This is a genomic window from Brucella pituitosa (assembly GCF_965577835.1).
In the GTDB taxonomy this organism is placed as follows: Bacteria; Pseudomonadota; Alphaproteobacteria; order Rhizobiales; family Rhizobiaceae; genus Brucella; species Brucella pituitosa.
Window position 1 is genome coordinate 838,477 of the sequence record NZ_OZ264094.1, and the last position, 16,453, is coordinate 854,929.

The window sequence follows — 16,453 nt, forward strand, 5'->3', positions numbered from 1 at the left end:
CTCATAAAATAGGCAAATGGATAAAAACGCGTCATCATATACGCTTAGATTATTTGCATAGAAAACTAAGGTGCCCAGGTCTTTAACACTTTTCGCAAAGTGGACAGGCTCTGATAGCCTGCTTCCAGTCCTGCAAGGGCCAACGGCACGCCTTCTGCCCGACGCCGCATGACGTGCGAGACCCTTAATCGCTGCCGCCATTCGACGAAACTCATGCCTGTTTCGTGGCGGAATTTGCGCGTCATTGTACGACGGCTCATGCCGACTTTATCAGCCCAGTCGTCAATGGTGAGGTCGTTACCAGGATTATCGAGCAAATCCCGGCAGAGTTTGCGCAGTTGCTTTTCGGAAGGCAACGGGACCGTATAAGGCTGTTGATCGGCATTGCGAATTTCATCAAGGATCAGCGCCGAAAGATGTTGTCCTCTGCCGGTTTCATCGTAGAGCACTGGTTCATTTGCCAGCGCCTGTATACTTGCATCAAGTAGCGCTGAAACTTTCAGAATCCGTGTGGGTTCCCAAACATCGCGTAAAACGCTTTCTTCCAGATAGACAGAATGCATTTTTGTTTCGCCGAAGGTTTGAACTGCATGCGGCAGATCGGGTGCGATGAGAATAGCGTAACCGCTGGGGAGCATAAACGCGCCTTCTTCAGTCATTGCCGTCATATAGCCGCTATTGCCATAAAGAAGCTGTCCACGTCGGTGACTGTGCCAGCCGAAATTCATACTAACCGTATATTCACGACGCATCACAGCCAGAGGCCGTTTGATGTCCTGATAATCAATTGCATGTTTCGGTCGCATTCAGTGTTCCATTTGGCCCAATTTGACTAAAAAAGTCATATTTGATGGAAATTGCAGAATTTTGACCCGATTGCAACCGAGTTTGGCCTGACTCAACAAGTGATGATGAATATATTCTGCTTCGCAACGCATTGATATGCTGGCGTAATTTAGAATTATTCTGAATTCTACGATTACGCAACATCAAATTTGATAGTTAAAGCCTGCGGTCGTTATCGTCAGCGGGACACATCTCGTTTACTTGCTAAACGACCAGGAGAGCCGAATTGAATACGAGTAGCACCGCTGCCCGCGAAACAAACTTTAACATCAAGACAGTGTGTTTCGGTGCACACACCCTTTTCAAAGCGGCGCTGATGGCGGGCGTTGCTACCATTACCGTATCCAAGCCAACTCTTGCTCAGGAAGCGGGCGTCATCCAGCTGCAAACTATTGAGGTTCAGACAACTGGAGGTAAGGGTCCACGCACGCCTGTTAAGGGATACATTGCCGATTATAGCCGTGCTGCTACCAAGAGCGACATTGCCATTCGCGAAGCTCCGCAATCAATCTCTGTCGTAACCCGCGATAATATGAATGACAGGGCGGTTCAGTCTGTCAGTGAAGCAATGCTGTACAGCGCCAATGTTAACGCTCAGCGTTACGGTGCTGATGTCCGTTCTGATTATTTTACGGTTCGCGGCTTCCCTGCAGATCTATATCTCGATGGCTTGCGCATTCCTCAGATTGCGAGCCAGTCGGGCGGTTATTCCGGTTTTGTTGTGGAACCCTATTCGCTGGAAAGCGTGGAGATTCTCCGTGGCCCAAGTTCCGCTCTGTTCGGCCAGAGCAACGTTGGCGGCATCGTCAATATGGTCAGTAAACAACCGCAGGCTGAAGCGGCCCATGAGATCTATTTGCGTGGCGGAAGCTTTGGCCGCAAGGAACTGGGCTTCGACACCACTGGGTCGATCAACAATGATCCGCGATTTACCTATCGCCTTAACGGTATATTCCGCGACAGCGATACCTCTTATGATTTTGGCAAAAACAACCGTTTTGCCATCAATCCTAGCTTCGCGTGGCGCCCTGATGCTGACACGAGCCTGATCGTATCGGGCGGCTATCTCAAAGACGATATGGGTCAGGCTGGCGTTATCATTCCAGCTTACGGAAGTGTCCTGCCGAGCCCGTCAGGGCAGAGCATATCACGTGATTTCTCGGATGGTGACCCACGAAACGCCGTCTATAAAAAGGAGATTGGCTACGTAGGATATGCGTTTGAACATCGCTTCAACGACACCTTCACGCTGCGTCAGAATTTCCGCTATTCGCACATGAAAACCGATTATCGCAATCTGTTTACAGGCGTTTTGCCGACGAGTGGATGGAATGGCCACACCATTCCGCGCACCAATTATCTCGCGCAGCCAGAACTTGATGCAATTGCATTCGACACGCAGTTGGAATCCCGTTTCGATACCGGTCCGTTGTCTCATACCTTGCTTTTTGGCGTAGATCAGCAGTGGCAGCGGTTGGACAACTACACGGCTTCTGCGAGTGGCCCTTCTCAAGATCTCTTCAACCCGACTTACGACAAATCTATTGCCAGGCTTTCGCCCACGACGCGCCTCCTGCAAAAGCAGTATCAGACCGGCATCTATGTGCAGGATCAGATCGAAGCAGGTAATTTGCGCGTAACGCTTGGTGGGCGTAAGGATTTCGCCCGCATCGATTCCGAGCAAACGACACTTTCTACTGGTCGCACCGTGGATTACGATCAAAATCCAGACAAATTTACCGGCCGCGTCGGTGTGGCTTATGTCTTCGATTCAGGCTTTGTGCCTTATGCGCTCTATTCGACATCTTTCTTGCCAACGCTTACGCTTGCAGACACACCTTTAAAGCCGACAACGGGTACGTTGAAGGAAGTGGGTCTGAAATATGCACCCGAAGGCGAAGATTATTCGGTAACGCTCTCTGCATTTGAAGCCGAACAGCAGAATGTCGTCAATCGTATCTCCGGCGTTTATTATCAGACCGATGAAGTCCGTGTTCGCGGTGTAGAACTCGAAGGAACGGCACGCTTGTGGAACCGTTTGAATGTGACTGGGGGATTGAGCTTCCAGGACCCGGAAGTCGGCGAAAGCCAGAATCCAGCTCAAATCGGCAAGCTGCCTTACACGGTTCCAAAGAACCAGCAGTCGTTGTTCCTGAGCTATGATGTGCCTTTGCCAGACAGCATGAATGGCAATCTGGTTGTCGGTGGCGGTGTACGCCGCATCGGTAAGACGGCGGGCGATACACTCAACACCTTCTACGTCCCGTCTTATACTCTTGTTGACGCGTTCCTGCGTTACGACCTTGGTAACTATCGCTTGCAGGTCAATGCATATAATCTTGGCGACAAGAAATATGTGGCAGGATGTAATTCAACAAGCCAATGCTATTTTGGCCAGGGCAGATCCGTTGTCGCAACGACGAGTGTTCGATGGTAGCAGCGTTTTCACGGCGCGAGATTTTGGTGGGAGCGGCTTTGGCCGCTCTCACGCGCGTTGTCGGTGCACAAACACCACCTAGAATTGTTACCCTCGAATGGGCCGAGACAGAGATGGTTCTGTCGCTGGGGCTTATTCCATCGGGAGTGGCCGATCTTGCTGGCTATCGTCAGTGGGTAGGTATTGAGAATGAAAAGCTTGCTGATGCCGTTGACGTGGGTGGTCGCCAGCAACCAAGTCTTGAGGCGCTCATGCGCTTAAAGCCTGATCTTATCGTTACGTCTGCGCTGCGCCACGGTGCGATTGCTTCTCGACTGAAAGAAATTGCCCCAACCATTTTACTGGATGGAGGCTCTGACACTGCAGACTTTTATGAAGCGACCAGGCTCAGTCTTTTAAGTGTTGCAGAAGCCATCGGCCATGCAGCTACCGGACTGGCCGAATGGCAGTCATTTGAGGAGCAGCTTGTTGCTGTTCAAAAGAAGAACCGCAACTCCGTGAATGTAATTGTTGCACAGCCATTGCCTGGAGTTGCCCGGCTCCGTATTTTCACGTCCAATTCTCTGATCATGAGGACGCTTGCAAAAGCTGGGTTCTCAGGAGGAATTGATCGTGGCACTCAATCCTTTGGCTTTACGACGTTTGGGTTGGAAGAGTTGGCAACACTGAGCGCCGATACGAAGCTCTTGATGCTCGATGAGACAGTGCCGATTGAGCTAAGCCAAAGTGCCATCTGGCCTGTTTTGCCGATGGTCGCTTCCCGACAAGTCTACACTATCGGCCGTAATATCTGGCCTTTCGGGTCCACGCGATCAATGTTGCGACTTGTGGAAAAAACAACAAGCGCCTTAGCAATCTGATTTGATCTTGTTCCGGCTTACTGAGCGATATCATCGCTCTAAACTGATTGTTTGCGCATCAACATGATGAACAACGGCGTGCCAATAAAGGCCGTCACTATTCCCGCTGGAATTTCGTATGGCGCGATCACAGATCGTCCTATCATATCTGCCGATACGGTGAGGATTGCGCCTATCAGCGCTGTAACTGGCAGGAGATGGCGATAACGCGCACCGCAGCAAAGGCGCGCGGCATGTGGCGCTATCAACCCAACAAATCCTATAGCGCCGACAGCAGCCACGGCGCCCGCGACAGATAGGGCTGCTATCAGCATCACCCACATCCGCGTCGAGAACGGTTCAACCCCGAGAGATTGTGCGCCGTCATGACCAAGTGCAAGTATGTCGAGCCGCTGTGCAAACGCCATTGCTGCTACAAGAAGAATGAGCCACGGCGCGAGTGCTTCAACGTCTTGCCAGCTGCGGCCGTGCGTTGAGCCTGCCAGCCAGGACAGGGCTTCCGCAACCTGTAGCTTGGCTTCAATAACGACAATCGTGCTAAACGCTGAAAGACTGGCTGCAATTGCAAGCCCGGTCAATGCAATGCTTACCGGCGACAAACGAAGCCCGAGCACGGATATCAAGATAACGACGCTACCTGCACCCGCGGCTGCGAACAAAGCAAAGAGCGGGCTCCCCGGAACAAAACCTATAAGAAGCGCCAGGAGACTTGCGAGCGCCGCGCCTTGAGCAAGTCCGAGGGTTTCAGGTCCCGATAATGGGTTGCGCGTAACTGCCTGAAGCAACAGACCTGCGACTGCCAACAATGTGCCGGCACCCATCGCTATGAAAACGCGAGGCATTCGCAGTGCGTAGACCGTATTCCAGTCTAGTTGCCTGCCTGCGATGCCATCACCAATAGTGCTCCCCACAAAAGCAGATAGGCATAAGAGCAACAAGAGGGTGACATAGAGTGGCAGCTTTCGCGCGAATAACACTTTCCCCAGCAAAATATTGGCGCGTGTGCTCGTTTCGCTTTTTACCTTTCGAAGGATAAAAATCAAAACAGGCGCAGCAAGACACGCAGCGAGAATTCCAGTTGGTATTACCCTGCCTTCACGGCTCAAACATTGAGCGATAACGTCGGCAACTAACAATGCCACCGCGCCCCAAAGACATGCTGTGGGCAACAGAACACGATGTTTGATCAAACCGCTAGCGCGTAAAAAATTTGGGACGGCGAGGCCGATAAAGCCGATAGGCCCAGCGATGGAAACAGCCGCCCCAGACAATATAACCGTAATCAGCAGCCCAACAATGGCTGTGGTTTTTCCAAGACCAAGGCTCGATGCAATATCACTGCCAAGAGCCATGATATCAAATTGTCTGCCAAGCACGATCAGAAGCAAAATGCCCGCAAAAACTATTGGAGCGAGCGGCGCGATCTTACTCCATCCAGTCTGATCCAGAATCCCTGAAGACCAGAGAATAATCCCGGATGCCCGATCATCGGCAGTCAGAATAATTGCTGAGGATATAGCTGAAAACGCAAGCGAGACGGCTACTCCTGCCAGCGCCAGCCTGACGGTTTGTGCGCGCAATCCACCACCGACCGACAAGCAAACCAATCCGCCAATTGCACCGCCCAGGATGGTTGCCACAAAACCTGGAAAAGCAAAAGGCAACAGGAGGCTCGATATGACGAGGGCAAGTTGTGCGCCGCTGGTAACAGCTAGAATATCTGGTGCGGCGAGTGGATTTCGCAGAATTGTCTGCATGACGGTGCCGGCTGCGGCGAGTGCTGCACCGACAAATATGGCCGCCAGTGCTCGTGGAAGGCGAATGGTTTCGATGACAATCTGCGCAACAGATTGCGGTCTGAAGGGAGCCTGTAATACGTCTTGCATTGTGACGTTGGCGCTGCCGACAATAAGCTCTGCGAATGTGAGAAAGAGCAGCGAAATAAGTCCAAGAAAGATCAGGCTCGCAGGAAGTGCGAAAGAACCAGATCTCAAAGTTGGGGCTGAATTCATGCTCAATTTTTTGACTGCTCGTCGTCAGGATCGACCCAGCGCGGCAGGCAGAAGGGGATCGGCAAAACCGGATGTTGCGTTATATCGATATCGAAATCAAATGCCTCTTTGAGGTGCAGTTTCGTGAAAACCATTCCCGGCTCACCTGATGCCATGACACGACCTTTGCGCATCAGGATTACACGATCTGCAAGTTCAATCACCTGATTGAGATCATGGAGCACCGCAACGATGGTCAGCTGTCGTTCGCGATTAAGCTTCTTCAACAGCGTCAGGAGTTCGGATTGATGACGAATGTCCAGAAAGTTTGTTGGTTCATCCAGAAAGAGAACAGACGGATTTTGCGCGAGCGCGAGAGCGACCCAGGCCCGTTGCCGTTCCCCACCTGAAAGCGATGAAACATGTCGGCGGCGCAAGTCCTGTAAACCAACCTGAGCTATAGCGCCCGCAATAAGTTCCCGATCTTCAGGCCCCAGCCGTGAAAACAAACGACGGTGCGGATGCCGACCATTTTCAACCAGCTCCTCGACAGTCAATCCTGCTGGAACTTCTGGCATCTGACCCAGCACTGCAATCTTTCGGGCAAGATCAACCCGCCGTAAATGGCTGATATCCGTTCCTTCAAAGAAAACGGTGCCTTGCGAGGGTGTTTGTAGGCGCGCCATGCTACGCAGCAGGGTGCTTTTCCCCGAACCATTGGCCCCGCATATAACGGTAATTTTCCCCGGCGCGACCGATACGCTGACTGTAGCTAATGCCGGCGTACCTTCATAAATGACGGAGAGGTCAGCGACACGAATGATTGCATCTTCCATTGTGCTTCTAATCTTCCCGATGCCTGTTATATGCGTTTTGGGGTATCACAAACGCCCGTCTTGGGAATAATCAAAACAACTGCAGCAGGCAAGGGCGATAGCAACCTTTATGGTATTGTCGAGCGCATCCGGTTTCGGCCGATTGGCAGCATCATTGGCCGACCTGATGTGGGGTCGATGATAATGCGGCTTTCAAGATTGAAAACCTCCTGAACATTCTGTTCGGTCAACACCGTTTCAGGAGTACCCTCGATATGAAGACACCCGTCAGCCATAGCAACAAGATGGTCGGCATATCTTGCGGCCAGATTGAGATCATGCAGCACCATTACAATAGTTGTCCCACGCGCCCGATTAAGATCTGTAAGCAGATCCAGAACTTCAATCTGGTGACTGATATCGAGGAACGTCGTCGGCTCGTCGAGCAACAAAATGTTTGTCTGTTGCGCTAGTGCCATCGCAATCCAGACGCGTTGCTTTTGACCGCCCGACAGCTCATCGACCGGCTTTTCGGCAAGCTCAGCAGTTTTTGTTGCCGATAGAGCCGCCGCTACTGCTTCGTTATCTTCATGTGTCCATCGAGAGAAAATGCCCTGATAGGGATGCCTTCCCCGACTCACCAGATCAGCAACCGTGATGCCTTCGGGCGCGACAGGTGATTGAGGAAGCAACCCCAAAGACCGAGCGAGGGCGCGGGAAGGGATTTTATGAATTGACTTGCCGTCCAACAGCACAGTTCCCCGATGAGGGGTAAGAAGCCGTGACATGCTGCGCAAAAGGGTCGACTTTCCACATGCGTTGGAACCGACGATGACAGTTATTTTTCCGGCAGGGACGTCCAGATCAAGTCCTTCAAGTATTAGTGTATCGCCATAGCCGGACGATAGTTGGCTGACTTTGAGCGTGTGATTTGTCACAGCGAGCCTCCGGTTCGATTGACGCGAACAATGAGATAGATGAGATAAGGCGCACCTAGCGCCCCGGTGACGACCCCAACAGGGTAACGCCCCGGCAACATGAACTGACCGATGTAGTCACCAGCCAGAACGAGAATTGCTCCGATCAATGCTGCAGGCACAAGCAATGATCCGTTACTGCGCAACACTCGTGAAGCGATAGGGCCTGACAGAAACGCGACAAAGGATATAGGCCCCGCAACTGCCGTCGCAAATGAGATCATTCCGACAGCGGCTATGACGACAATTATGCGCGTTTGAGCAACTTTTGTTCCCAGTGCAGATGCGGTATCGTCACCCAGACGCAGGGACTCCAGATCACGTGTCCGGCTCAACAGCAGACCGCCAAAAATGATGAGAGCGAAAAACAGCGGTGCAACCTGATCCAATCTGGCCCCGTTAACACTGCCAGTCAGCCACCGCATTGCTTCCTGAAGGTTCCATGCCGGAGCACTGGAAAGGATGTAGGCAATAAAGCTCTCCAGCATCGCCGAAACGCCGATCCCGACCAAAATCAGACGCGTTCCGGCAACGCCGTTTCGAGAAGATAAAGCATAGACCAGTAAAGCAACTCCCAACCCGCTAACGACCGCGAAAATTGAGACGGCTGGGCCACTCATAGACAAAACAACAATCGCAAAGACAGCTGCCGCACTTGCACCCGAGCTAATTCCGATAATATCGGGGCTGGCCAAAGGATTACGCAACATGGTCTGAAACGCTACGCCGCCCAAACCGAAACTCAAACCGGCGAGGACCGACAATATTGCTCGTGGTAGTCGTAGTTGCCCGACCGTGAAATTGGCACCAGGAACGGTTTCCCCCAAAAGAACACGCATCACATCGCCTGGTGGCGTGAAAGACTGTCCTAACGTGAGCGTTAAGGCAAAAAAAGCCACCAAAACGGTGGTCAGAGCGGCAATCAGTAGCAAGCGACTGCGATGACTGCGCTTGCGACCACGCGTTAGTTCTTCAATCAGCGGGGAGAACAAGATCACAACTCCCGCACGCGTTGACGTCTGACGATCCAGATGAAGAACGGAGCTCCAATGAAAGCTGTTATGATACCAACGTCGATTTCTGCAGGTCTGGCAATAAGACGCCCGACAATGTCCGAAGATAACAGGAGACATGCTCCGCTTATCGCAGAGAAGGGAAGGAGCCAGCGATGATCCACACCAACCAGAAGGCGACAGAGATGAGGAACAATTAATCCAACGAAGCCGATTGGCCCGCATATCGCAGTCGTAGCGCCGCAAAGAAAGATCGCACCAACGGCCGTAAATAGTCGAGTAATCGCGACATTCTCGCCAAGACCAGCCGCGAGTTCGTCTCCCAGCGCCAATGAATTGAGCTTTCTTGCCGACAGCAAACTGATGGCAAACCCCGCAAGCAGGAAGGGTAATACATAGGAAATGCGGTCGAAGGTCGCGCCGCCAACGCCGCCGATCTGCCAAGAGCGTATTCCGCCTGCCAGATCGGCTCGAGGCAATATTATAGCGATTACAAGTGAGGAAGCAGCAACGGAAGTTGCAGCGCCCGCGAGAGCGAGTTTAAGTGGTGTCGCGCCACCGCGGCCTAGAGAGCCAATGGTGTAGACAAAGACGGCAGCTGAAGCCGCACCACCGATTGCGACCCAGATATAGACGTGCGCGGAAGCAATGTTGAACCAGGCGATAGCGATGACTATTGCAAGCGATGCTCCCATATTGACGCCGAGAATGCCGGGGTCTGCAAGCGGATTACGCGTGATGCCTTGCATGACGGCCCCGGCAAGTCCGAGGGCCGCACCTGCCAACAGCGCAAGCAAAGTTCGAGGTATTCGCGTGGCTACAGCAGCCTGCCCGATGGTGTCGTCATGGCCGCCGAGAGCAGTTAGAATTTCTGTCCACGACACATCCCTTGTGCCGAGCGCGACAGAAAGAAAACAAGCAACGATAAGAACGATCACGAGAATCAGAAGCCACAGCGATCGGATACTATTAGAGGAACGTGGATAAACAGGCGCATCCGATCGATTAAGTCTGCCGGAAATCATTTGGTCTTTTCCGCAGCATTCGCCAGAAGAGAAACATAGTTCTTCAGTACCCAGGAAATTGATAGCGGTGTCGGATTTGCAGCGGTACCCAGCGGATCTCTGCCCAACATCACAACTGCATCGTTGGTAACGACGGGCAATTTGGAGAGAAGGGGGTTGGCACGCATCGCTGTGAAGAGCTGGGCACCCCCATATGTTACAACGATATCCACATCATCGAACAAATCAATACGCTCAGCGCTAATCGAGCCGGAAAACTGACCCGGCTTGGATGCCTCAACAACGCTTTCCGGTGATACAAGGCCTAAGTCCTGAAAGAATTTCACTCTGGTGTCATTCGTCGTGTAAAAATTGATTGTGCTAAGATCAGTCGCATCAAGATGTGTCACAAACATAGCCGTTTTACCCTTGAGATGCGGGTATCTGCTGACCGTTTGTGTGATGTCAGCGTCGATTTTCCTGATAAGCGCATCACCTTCCTCAGACATGCCCATTCCAGCACTGTTGAGATGAATCATCTCGCGCCAGTCGGTTGACCAGGCTGCCTGAGGATAGGCGACAACCGGAGCGATTTGGCTCAGGGTTTCATAATCCGATTGGCTTAAACCAGAATATGCTGCCAGAATGACATCCGGATTGGTTGCAGCCACAGCTTCGAAGTCGATGCCATCGCCTTCGTCAAAGAGCACGGGTTTATCTGCACCGAGTTGTTCCAGTCGCTCAGCAACCCACGGCAGCAGACCATCCCCATCATCGTCTCCGAAATTGGCCGCTGCCATTCCGACGGGTACGACGCCAAGCGCGAGGGGCACTTCGTGGTTCGCCCACGCTACCGTTGCAATACGCCGTGGCTGCTTTTCAATGATGGTTGTGCCAAAAGCATGTTTTATAACAATTGGATAGGTTTGATGTTCATTCGCCACAGCTGCCCCCATTCGCCCTGCGAACAGAAAAATTACGGCCAATATGAACAAAGAACGGATAAAGCGTGACATGGGTGTACTCCCATCATTTAAAAGTTGCCACTCACTTTCAGGTTAACAGAAAGCCGTCAAGGGCGGCGGTTAAACCATGTCAATTTTGCGGCGAAATAACCGTGGTTTTTTACAATAATGCCGATTTCTACAATACTGGACAATCAATCTCAAGTTAGTGGCGAGTTCAGAAAATTGCGATACAAACGGGCATGCACTCTAGAATACAGCCATTCATAAGATCTGGACCGGGACGTATCCAAAAATGACCTCTCAACATTCCAAAAAGACTGGGAATGTTGGCCGATTGTAACTGAAAAAGAGATTCCGGGACTAGACAATGGACATCAACACCACTCCTGTTAGCAATCGACAAGCTGAGATGTGCGCGCGGAAAACAGTTCTTTTAAGCTGCTCTGCATTGGTGATGTTCATGCCAACGCTTTCCTTCGCACAGCAGACGGATGTTTCTACAGCACCTGTGGTGCTTCAAACAATCACCGTCGATGGTAAGGCTGGAGAGGATGACGATAGGAACTCTATTGTCGCAACAAAAATCACGAGCGGTAGCAAGATGCCTACCGATATCCTTGATACTCCGGCGTCCGTATCAGTAATCACCGCTAAGGAAATTCAGCAACGCGGCGCTCAGAATGTGGAACAGGTCCTGCAATATACAGCAGGTGTTTCAACCGATTTCTATGGCTCGGACGACAGATTTGATTTCTTCAAAATTCGTGGTTTTGATGCCACCACCTATCGTGATGGCCTTCCTCTGGGGCGTCCGTTTGGCGGTATTCGCGAGGAACCTTACGCGTTTGAACGTGTCGAGGTATTGAAGGGCGGCAATTCCACGGTATTTGGCGTGTCGGATCCGGGCGGATCAGTCAACTACGTCACCAAGCGTCCAAGGAGTGAGCGTTTCGGAGAGGCCTATGTGACGGGCGGCTCATTCAGCCATAAGGAAATCGGATTTGATTTCGGCGATAATCTGACATCGGATGATACGTTGTCTTATCGACTGACGGGCAAATTCAGAGATGCCGATGCCGAATATGATTATTCACGTGATGATGAGAAGTTCATCATGGGAGGTCTGACCTGGCGTCCGGATGACGCCACCAATTTGACGATCGTCTTTGATCATCTGCATAAGAACGGTGTTCCCGGGAGCGGAGGACACCCGGTTGGCACTGATTTTAAAAGAAGCCGCTTCTTCGGTGAGCCCGATTATAATTATCGGGGTACTGATCGAAATACGGTCAGTGCGATGTTCGACCATGATTTCGGAAATGGCTTTAGCGTGAGCGTCAATGGGCGTTACAGCAAGCAGAATACCGATTTCGGTTATGCCTATATTTCCTCTACCCCGAATGATGGATCAACGCTTGCCGGGCGTTCATTCTTCGGCAATGAAGCATCAGGTGAAAACTTCATCGGTGATGCCAATGTGCAATACGAAACCGATTTTGCAAACGTCAAAAGTCGCACGATGCTCGGGTTCCAGTATAATAATTATACTGGCAACAACGCGACCTGGTGGGGTAGTGCGCCAAGCATTGACTGGGCAAACCCGGTCTATACCGGAGCGCCCGTTAACGTGCCCCTTCTAAGTAATATCGGAAACAAGCAGAAGACAAAGGCAATCTACTTGCAGCAAGATTTCACCATTGCTGAGCAGTGGATTGCAACCGTTGGTCTGCGCAATGACTGGCTTGATCTGAAGCAAACAAACAATTTGAACAACAGTACCACTGAAGCGGACTTCAACGAGTTCACAAGTCGCTTTGGTCTGACTTACAAAGTCACTGACGAATGGGCAGTTTATGCGAGTTATGCGGAGTCAGTCGCGCCACCAGCTATCGGAGTTGATCCGGAACGTGGTAATCAGTACGAGGTTGGAGTCAAATACAGACCAGACGCTTTCCCGGCCTTGTTCAGCCTCGCAGTTTATAACCTCACCAAGAATAACATCTCAGTAACTGATCCAATTACGGCTCAACCAAGTACGATTGGCGAGGTGCGGGTTCGCGGTATTGATCTTGAAGCTAAAGCCGAACTCACAAATAATCTTAGTCTTACTGCAGCATATTCCTATCTGGATCCGGAAATTGTCGAGAACGGCGGGGATGGAACCGAAGGCAATCGACCACAATTTGTATCTCAGCATCTCGCCTCACTTTGGGCAAATTATACCTTGCCCGGCAGCGGTAAAATTGGCGATATGACGTTTGGTCTGGGTGGTCGTTATACGGGAGCCTATTATTTCACGGCCGCGAATACATCAGGTGCGGGTGGTAATGTCGTCTTCGATGCTGCTTTCAGTTACGAATTCCTGGACAATTCCACGCTGGAAGTGAACGTCAGCAATCTGTTTGACAAAAAGTATGTCGCGTATGGTGGCTTCGGTGCCGATTTCTATAATCCGGGCCGCGAAATTACAGCAACTCTGCGTCGTACCTGGTAAAATAAATCGCCACAGGCCGGTAATCCGGGCTGTGGCGTTGCTATTTGCGATGGTTATTGCCCGTTTTGCTGCAATCGACGCCATGCCGCCGGTGTTTCACCAACGATCTGTCTGAATGTCTTGGTCAAGTGAGCCTGATCGGTAAAGCCAAGCTGAGCGGCGACACCTGCAACTGTCGCATCGCCCAGGCATAGCAATTTCTGAGCGCGATCAATACGTTTTGTAAGCTGCCATTGGAGTGGGGTTTGACCTGTTGTTTGTTTGAAGACATTCGCAAACCAACTCTCCGATAACCCAACGGTCGCAGCCATCTCGGAAACACTAAGACGGCCATCATTGGAAACACCAATGCGGGCGTTGAGCTTGTTCATCTGTGCCTGAGTGAGCCGACCATTGCCCTGCTTGTCTTCAATCCGGGCTGTAACCAGCAAGCGGGCCAGAATGGTGCCAATCAGATTCTCAACATAAAGCGAATGCTGTGCTGGATTGGATACCTCTTCTTCAAGTAGTCGCGCGAGGGCGTCAAGCGATCCTATATCTTGTAACTCAACAGGACTGCGCACCGTTGTCATAGCGAGCGACATGCCCAGTGACGGACGCAGGTACTTGAGCAAGCGATCCTGATGGAAGTGCAAATTCAAATGAGAGAAACGATGCGTCGCAATTGTACTCGTCCAAAGGGGAACGCCTGCGGGAATGTAGATTGCTCGCGTCATGGGACGCTGGTGCAGAGACTGCCATCCGTCTTTGTTTGATATCCTGATTTTGGATGAAACATCCTGAAAGAAAATCATGATCCGGGGGTCATGGGATAAAAAGTAGCCTGAGGCACCCGAGGGGCTTTCTGCTTCCCAATAAACGCTCACCATTCCATCCAAAACACGCCATTTTACGGGCGCGGTGACACGAATGCCGTCGGCGTTCCAAATCATAGAGTGCCAGAAGCTCAACGTTTTGACCGTCCCAATAAAAATCGTCTTTCGGCTTTACCGAACGAACACATTAAAGATGAGTAATTTTATCACCTTCATGCCGAGTGGCAAGTCGTGAATGCATGATTGGAACAAAGTGAGTTTCTTCATGTTTCAAGTTGCATATCACTTCTTGTGTCTTCGTAGTTCTTATGCAAGCATTTGGGCAGAGGAGGACGGTCATGGTGTCGACACTGTCGCACATCAAAGAGATTGAGCGTGTCGCTATGGGCGGCGCTTCCGATCGTGATCGTCCTGTTATCCAATCTTGGCTGCGATGCCTCAACGAATACCAGCTCAACCCTGCCCAGACGCAGGAAGCCTATATCGTACCGGATACTCTGCTAAGGGAGCATCGCGAGCAGTCAGAAGAACTCATACGCATCGGACGAACGGGCCTCGAAGCCCTTTTCAGGCAAGTGGCGGATCAAAGCTACGTGTTATTGCTCTCGGATGCGAGAGGAGTCACGGTCGAATTTATGGGCGACCCGACCTTCGATAATCAACTTCGAAAAGCTGGGCTTTATCTTGGATCGGAATGGTCTGAGGTCCGGGCGGGGACTTGTGCAGTAGGCGCCTGCATGGTGTCTGGAAAGCCCGTCATCATTCACCAAGATGACCACTTCGATGCATGCCACATCGGCCTGACCTGCACCGCAGCTCCGATTTTTGACACTTTTGGTGACTTGTCGGCAGTTCTTGATATCTCGCAACTGCGCTCGCCGACTGCAAAGGCAAGCCAGCAACTCGCACTTCATCTGGTCGCTTCTACCGCGCGGCGTATCGAGCTTGCCAATCTGATGACCAGAGCGCACGAGGACTGGGTATTGCGATTGGCGAAATTGCCAGATTTTCTCGATGTCGATCCTGATGCTGCAATTACGATCAATGGAAATGGTTTCATTACGGGAATGACGCATGGAGGCTTTGGTGTCGTCGCACGCGGGATGAACCTCAACAATGTTGCCACCAAAGACTTTATTGGTCAGCCGATTTCTGATGTCTTTGATATCGACATAGATCAGCTGCCAACTCTTATGCGGGGGCGTCCGAACGGCGAACGTCTGGTTCGTGCGCGCAATGGTCTGGCATTATTTGCAAGCGCCATTGCGCCCGTCAGTAGTTTCAGAGCATCGCCGGTCGTTGCATCGGTGAGGTTACCGTCGGCGTTGCGCCATTTGAGTTTCGGTGACCCTGTCATGGAAGCTCTGCAGGCCCGGGCCGCAAAATTGGCAGATCGTAATCTGCCTATCCTCATCAAAGGTGAAACGGGCAGTGGCAAGGAATATCTGGCCCGCGCCATTCATGATAGTAGTGCGAAGCCCGGTCCCTTCATTGCGGTAAATTGCGCTGCAATTCCAGAGCAACTGATTGAATCCGAGCTGTTTGGTTATGTATCTGGTGCCTTTACCGGTGCGATGCAAAAGGGGAAGATCGGCCTTATTGAAGCTGCCAACGGCGGCACACTGTTTCTGGACGAGATCGGGGATATGCCGTTAACCCTTCAAAGTCGTCTGCTGCGTGTTCTTTCTGAAAATGAAATCCAACCTGTTGGGGCGCTCAAAGCGAAGCCAGTCAAATTCCGGCTTTTGTCCGCGTCTCATCGTGATCTTGCCGTATTGGTTGCTGAAGGCGGTTTTCGTGAAGATCTGCTCTATCGGCTTAATGCCGCGACACTGGTTCTGCCGCCGTTGCGCCAAAGGCAGGATTTTGACGGTATAGTTGATCATCTTCTGCGCCGTATTGGCGAAGAGGAAGATGAAACAATCACGATTGATCGCATCGCACGAAAGGCCCTGGCGGCCTATAACTGGCCCGGAAATCTCCGGGAATTGGATAATACGTTACGTGTCTCGGCAGCGGTTGCAACAGAGGCATCAATCACGGTCGACTGTCTGCCTGATCATTTTCAGGCTGATAGTCCGGCCTCAAATTTTCGAAGTCATGCGGACACCTTGCGCAGCCAGCTTGATGAATGCGGCAATAATATTTCCGCGTTAGCGCGAAAACTCGGTGTCAATCGTTCAACGATACACCGCCGTTTGAAACACACCCACTGAGAATGCAACAGTTGCAA

General features: G+C 51.5%; 12 protein-coding genes. 4 read left to right on the top strand and 8 right to left on the bottom strand.

The genetic code is table 11. From position 1 onward, the window contains the following. Nucleotides 1–65: 65 nt before the first annotated feature. Entirely contained in the window at nt 66–806 is a 741-nt protein-coding gene (locus tag ACSME1_RS23205) for an AraC family transcriptional regulator (RefSeq protein WP_105535093.1), read from the bottom strand. A gap of 266 nt (nt 807–1,072) precedes the next feature. On the opposite strand from ACSME1_RS23205, the gene ACSME1_RS23210 reads away from it, so the two are divergent. Beyond that, a complete protein-coding gene (locus ACSME1_RS23210; protein ID WP_435655597.1) occupies nt 1,073–3,283 on the top strand; it encodes a TonB-dependent siderophore receptor in 2,211 nt (736 codons plus the stop codon). Continuing rightward, a complete protein-coding gene (locus ACSME1_RS23215) occupies nt 3,277–4,143 on the top strand; it encodes an iron-siderophore ABC transporter substrate-binding protein (protein WP_100557861.1) in 867 nt (288 codons plus the stop codon). The genes ACSME1_RS23210 and ACSME1_RS23215 overlap by 7 nt, the downstream gene beginning before the upstream one ends. 38 nt (nt 4,144–4,181) lie before the next feature. Here ACSME1_RS23215 and ACSME1_RS23220 read toward each other — a convergent pair whose 3' ends face one another. The 6 genes from ACSME1_RS23220 to ACSME1_RS23245 form a co-directional block, all read right to left on the bottom strand. Further along, nucleotides 4,182–6,155: an iron ABC transporter permease gene (locus tag ACSME1_RS23220; protein WP_435655598.1), complete on the bottom strand. Its 1,974-nt coding sequence runs from the start codon at nt 6,153–6,155 to the stop codon at nt 4,182–4,184. A gap of 2 nt (nt 6,156–6,157) precedes the next feature. Further along, a complete protein-coding gene (locus tag ACSME1_RS23225; protein ID WP_024898623.1) occupies nt 6,158–6,970 on the bottom strand; it encodes an ABC transporter ATP-binding protein in 813 nt (270 codons plus the stop codon). 107 nt (nt 6,971–7,077) lie between these two features. Continuing rightward, the gene (locus ACSME1_RS23230) at nt 7,078–7,887 is read right to left on the bottom strand and encodes an ABC transporter ATP-binding protein (protein ID WP_435655599.1); all 810 of its coding nucleotides are present in this window, start codon (nt 7,885–7,887) and stop codon (nt 7,078–7,080) included. Beyond that, the gene (locus tag ACSME1_RS23235) at nt 7,884–8,918 is read right to left on the bottom strand and encodes an iron chelate uptake ABC transporter family permease subunit (RefSeq protein WP_024898624.1); all 1,035 of its coding nucleotides are present in this window, start codon (nt 8,916–8,918) and stop codon (nt 7,884–7,886) included. The genes ACSME1_RS23230 and ACSME1_RS23235 overlap by 4 nt, the downstream gene beginning before the upstream one ends. 2 nt (nt 8,919–8,920) lie before the next feature. After that, a complete protein-coding gene (locus tag ACSME1_RS23240) occupies nt 8,921–9,964 on the bottom strand; it encodes a FecCD family ABC transporter permease (RefSeq protein WP_111785982.1) in 1,044 nt (347 codons plus the stop codon). Beyond that, nucleotides 9,961–10,959 carry an iron-siderophore ABC transporter substrate-binding protein gene (locus ACSME1_RS23245; RefSeq protein WP_435655600.1) on the bottom strand — a complete coding sequence of 333 codons (999 nt, stop codon included), beginning with the start codon at nt 10,957–10,959 and terminating at the stop codon, nt 9,961–9,963. The genes ACSME1_RS23240 and ACSME1_RS23245 overlap by 4 nt, the downstream gene beginning before the upstream one ends. 319 nt (nt 10,960–11,278) lie before the next feature. Between ACSME1_RS23245 and ACSME1_RS23250 the strand changes: the two genes are divergently transcribed. Next, a complete protein-coding gene (locus ACSME1_RS23250; protein ID WP_435655601.1) occupies nt 11,279–13,405 on the top strand; it encodes a TonB-dependent siderophore receptor in 2,127 nt (708 codons plus the stop codon). A 53-nt stretch (nt 13,406–13,458) separates the two neighbouring features. Here ACSME1_RS23250 and ACSME1_RS23255 read toward each other — a convergent pair whose 3' ends face one another. After that, nucleotides 13,459–14,355 (bottom strand): helix-turn-helix domain-containing protein, encoded by an 897-nt coding sequence (locus tag ACSME1_RS23255; protein ID WP_200869473.1) that lies wholly within the window; start codon nt 14,353–14,355, stop codon nt 13,459–13,461. A 203-nt stretch (nt 14,356–14,558) separates the two neighbouring features. Here ACSME1_RS23255 and ACSME1_RS23260 point away from each other — a divergent pair, with 203 nt between their 5' ends. Further along, nucleotides 14,559–16,436, top strand: a complete 1,878-nt coding sequence (locus ACSME1_RS23260) for a sigma-54-dependent Fis family transcriptional regulator (protein ID WP_024898629.1) — start codon at nt 14,559–14,561, stop codon at nt 16,434–16,436. The last annotated feature ends 17 nt before the right edge of the window (nt 16,437–16,453 follow it).

What these genes read in the sequence shown, in the direction of transcription:
- ACSME1_RS23225 (WP_024898623.1), bottom strand. Translation starts at nt 6,970, where the DNA reads ATGGAAGATGCAATCATTCGTGTCGCTGACCTCTCCGTCATTTATGAA.
- ACSME1_RS23240 (WP_111785982.1), bottom strand. Translation starts at nt 9,964, where the DNA reads ATGATTTCCGGCAGACTTAATCGATCGGATGCGCCTGTTTATCCACGT.
- ACSME1_RS23205 (WP_105535093.1), bottom strand. Translation starts at nt 806, where the DNA reads ATGCGACCGAAACATGCAATTGATTATCAGGACATCAAACGGCCTCTG.
- ACSME1_RS23260 (WP_024898629.1), top strand. Translation starts at nt 14,559, where the DNA reads ATGGTGTCGACACTGTCGCACATCAAAGAGATTGAGCGTGTCGCTATG.
- ACSME1_RS23245 (WP_435655600.1), bottom strand. Translation starts at nt 10,959, where the DNA reads ATGTCACGCTTTATCCGTTCTTTGTTCATATTGGCCGTAATTTTTCTG.
- ACSME1_RS23215 (WP_100557861.1), top strand. Translation starts at nt 3,277, where the DNA reads ATGGTAGCAGCGTTTTCACGGCGCGAGATTTTGGTGGGAGCGGCTTTG.
- ACSME1_RS23220 (WP_435655598.1), bottom strand. Translation starts at nt 6,155, where the DNA reads ATGAATTCAGCCCCAACTTTGAGATCTGGTTCTTTCGCACTTCCTGCG.
- ACSME1_RS23250 (WP_435655601.1), top strand. Translation starts at nt 11,279, where the DNA reads ATGGACATCAACACCACTCCTGTTAGCAATCGACAAGCTGAGATGTGC.